This is a genomic window from Xanthomonas nasturtii (assembly GCF_001660815.1).
GTDB classification, from domain to species: Bacteria; Pseudomonadota; Gammaproteobacteria; order Xanthomonadales; family Xanthomonadaceae; genus Xanthomonas; species Xanthomonas nasturtii.
The window spans coordinates 1-3,324 of the sequence record NZ_LYMI01000074.1 but is presented as its reverse complement, the minus strand read 5'-3'; the positions used below and the strand labels follow the sequence as shown (position 1 = coordinate 3,324).

At 56.6% G+C, this 3,324-nt stretch carries 1 protein-coding gene and 1 pseudogene; one reads left to right on the top strand and one right to left on the bottom strand.

The window, feature by feature from the left end; all coding sequences use genetic code 11:
* Positions 1-57: 57 nt before the first annotated feature.
* Positions 58-1,041: an IS5 family transposase gene (locus A7D16_RS19470; RefSeq protein WP_064634869.1), complete on the bottom strand. Its 984-nt coding sequence runs from the start codon at positions 1,039-1,041 to the stop codon at positions 58-60.
* An 83-nt stretch (positions 1,042-1,124) separates the two neighbouring features.
* On the opposite strand from A7D16_RS19470, the pseudogene A7D16_RS19465 reads away from it, so the two are divergent.
* Positions 1,125-1,997 (top strand): annotated as a pseudogene (locus A7D16_RS19465) (contractile injection system protein, VgrG/Pvc8 family); the annotation flags it as partial.
* Between the last annotated feature and the right edge of the window lie 1,327 nt (positions 1,998-3,324).

The following is a 3,324-nucleotide window of genomic DNA, read 5'->3' as shown; positions in this document are numbered from 1 at the left end:
GCACTCAGACCCTCGATTTTTTGCCGTTTCCGCCGCGTTTGCGGGGTGTTGCCCGGGTTACAGGCACACCTTCCCCACGACAGGCATCAACTGCTTTCGCTTCAGCCACAGGTTCGACAGCGCAAACAGCGTCAGCACCTGCGCGGTGTTCTTCGCCAAACCGCGATAGCGCACCTTGATGTAACCGAACTGGCGTTTGATCACCCGAAACGGGTGTTCCACCTTCGCGCGCAAGCTGGCCTTGGTGTGCTCCCAACGCTTGGCCCGCTTCAATTCGCGTTGGTTCTTGATCTGCTTCAGCTTGGAGGGCTTGGCTGCGATCAGGTAGCGCAACGTGCGCTTGCTCGCCATTTCCTCGCGCTTGTCCAGCCCGGTATATCCGCCATCTCCGCTGAGCGTGTCTTCCTTGCCATGCAGCAGCTTGTGCGCCTGCGTGATATCGGCGACGTTGGCTGCCGTGCATTCTACGTGGTGCACCAACCCGGACACATCGTCCACGCCGATATGCGCTTTCATTCCGAAGTAATACTGATTGCCCTTCTTGGTCTGGTGCATCTGCGGATCACGCTTGCCGTCCTGGTTCTTGGTCGAACTTGGCGCTGAAATGATCGTGGCGTCTACGATCGTCCCGCCGCGCAGGCTCTGCCCCTTGCGCGACAGGTGCGCGTTGACCCGGTTGAACAGCTTGCGCGCCACATCGTGTTGCTCCAGCAAGTGGCGGAAGTTGAGTATCGTCGTCTCGTCCGGCACCTCATCCAGGCCGCCGATCTTTGCAAAACGCCGCATCGACACCGTGTCGTACAGGGCTTCTTCCGCCGATGGATCGCTCAATGCGTACCACTGCTGCAAAAAGTGGATGCGCAGCATCGTCTCCAGCCGATACGGCTGTCGCCCTGGCTGCCCCGACTTTGGATAATGCGGCTCGATCAGCGCCAGCAGGTCTTTCCACGGCACCACCTGATCCATCTCGGCCAGAAATACCTCGCGCCGCGTCTGCTTGCGCTTGCCGTTGTACTCCGCATCGCCGAAGGTCAGCTGCATCGAAATCGTCCGCTCGGTTCGTTGATCGATTGTCGCAGATCATGCTGCTTTGTTCAGAGCTTCCCTAAGCACCTGACCCCGTTCTTCACATCCACGACCACGATGGCAAGATGGCGCTGCCCAAACGCGGCGTGCGTCTGTCCGTGGCCCTGGACTGGAAACACACCGGCCTGGTCGACAAAGGCACCTTCATCGTGGATGAGGTGGAGTACAGCGGCGCGCCGGACGTGATCACCGTACGTGCGCGCAGCGCAAATCTCACGACAAACATGCGCACACGCCGCGAACGCAGCTGGCATAACACGACGCTGGGCGCCGTACTCAATACGCTGGCCGGCGAACACGGATTAACATCACGTGTTGCCGAGACGCTGGCACGGGTCAAGCTGTCCCACCTCGACCAGGCCAACGAGAGCGACATGAATCTGCTCACGCGGCTGGGACAACGGTTCGATGCGGTCGCTACGATCAAGGCTGGAACGTTGGTCTTTGCGCCGATCAGCGCCGGCACCACGGCGAGCGGCAAGCCGCTGCCCAGCGTCACACTAAGGCGCCGCGATGGCGACCAACACCGCTACTCGGTGGCCGACCGCGATGCCTACAGCGGCGTGCGTGCATATTGGGTCGACAAGGGCAAGGCACGGCGGCAGTCGGTCTTGGTCGGCACGGACGACAACGCGAAGCGCCTGCGCGAGTCGTACGCAGACGAGGCGACGGCGAGGCAGCATGCGCATGCAGAACTCGAACGCTTGAAGCGTGGTACGGCCAAGTTCGACTACATGCTGGCAATCGGACGGCCCGAAATTTTTCCAGAACAGCGTGTCAGGCTAGCCCTTTTCAAAGTCGAGGTTGATTTGCAAGATTGGTTAGTAGCCAAGGCCACACATCGACTTGGCGATGAAGGCCTACGAACGCAGCTAGAACTAGAATCCAGTCCAAAACGAAAGCAATCTTGATCTCTGCAGATATTACGAGTTACTGCTTGGCCTCCTAACCGTATGAAGCTTGCTTTTTGCTTTGCAAGCTCCCCCCGATCAGGAGGGTAACGTCAAAGAATTAGGGACCAATTTCCGAAACAGGCTACTTCCGTAAAATCAGTTAGGGGGGGCAACCTCATAATCGGGCTGCTCATGAAAAAACTGGGCAGTGGATGTGTATACCATCATATTAAAATTCGGCGCATGAGCTTGTATAATTCCATGCATCACGCCTGATGTGTTAACCACTGGGCCACCAGAATCACCTGGACTTGTGAGATCGCCAAAGTCAGCCGTTGCGCCAAGCGAACCGGCAGAAGTAGGATGTCCCGCAGGAATACGCGCATCCGTCCAGTAGCACATCACGTCACTGGTTCTACCGCTTGTGCAGAATCGTTCGTCCGGGGATGCTGGGGCATGACCGGTCACGGCTATCGACACAAGCCCCCCATCCCGCGAACGGTAAACGGCTGCTCGCGAGAGCAACACTTTCCCCAATGCACGCGGCTCATACCTCGAAACAATTGAGCAGGTAAGTCCAGTTGATGGTGCAGAGCAATGCCGATAACTATGGTTAACCGGCTCCACACGAATCAATTCAAGATCTGAAACATTGGACTTCCAAGAAACATAGCCAAGGTCTGCCCCTCTGACCGACACTGAACTATTGTAAGAACCACAGTGGCCTGCGGTCAGAACGAATCGCACCGCTCGCCTATATGGGGTTAGATTGGCTAGAAAACCCTTTTGCTTGAGCACGAGGCCGGCCGTACATTCGTTACCAAGACTCATTGTCAACACCGTGCCACCTACAACCGGTTGATGAAGTCGAGCTGGATCAATGGCTAGTGCAGAGCCAGACGCAAAGATAGCCAAGATGCTAACGGCGCCCAGGGTGTAGATATATGGTCTGGGCATTTTTTGCTGTGCCTGTCGACGTGCAGGCCGAGTACTCATCATTTTTGCAGTTTTTTGGGATGGCGATATTTCCAATACGATATAACGTTTTCCAAATGCATTTTATTCTCGGGCGAAGATTCACTGCATCAAACGAAGCCAGTCACTGCCAAGCCGCTTTTACATTTCAATAAACAGGACAAGCGGCTTCGCCACCTCGCCTAAGGCTGGTCTGATCAACGGCGTCGGAGGATGATCTAAACCGCATCAGCCACTCTGATGGCACTCAGACCCTCGATTTTTTGCCGTTTCCGCCGCGTTTGCGGGGTGTTGCCCGGGTTACAGGCACACCTTCCCCACGACAGGCATCAACTGCTTTCGCTTCAGCCACAGGTTCGACAGCGCAAAC

Bases quoted from the DNA above. Each gene is read 5' to 3' on its own strand.
- A7D16_RS19470 (WP_064634869.1), bottom strand. From the start codon at position 1,041: ATGCAGCTGACCTTCGGCGATGCGGAGTACAACGGCAAGCGCAAGCAG.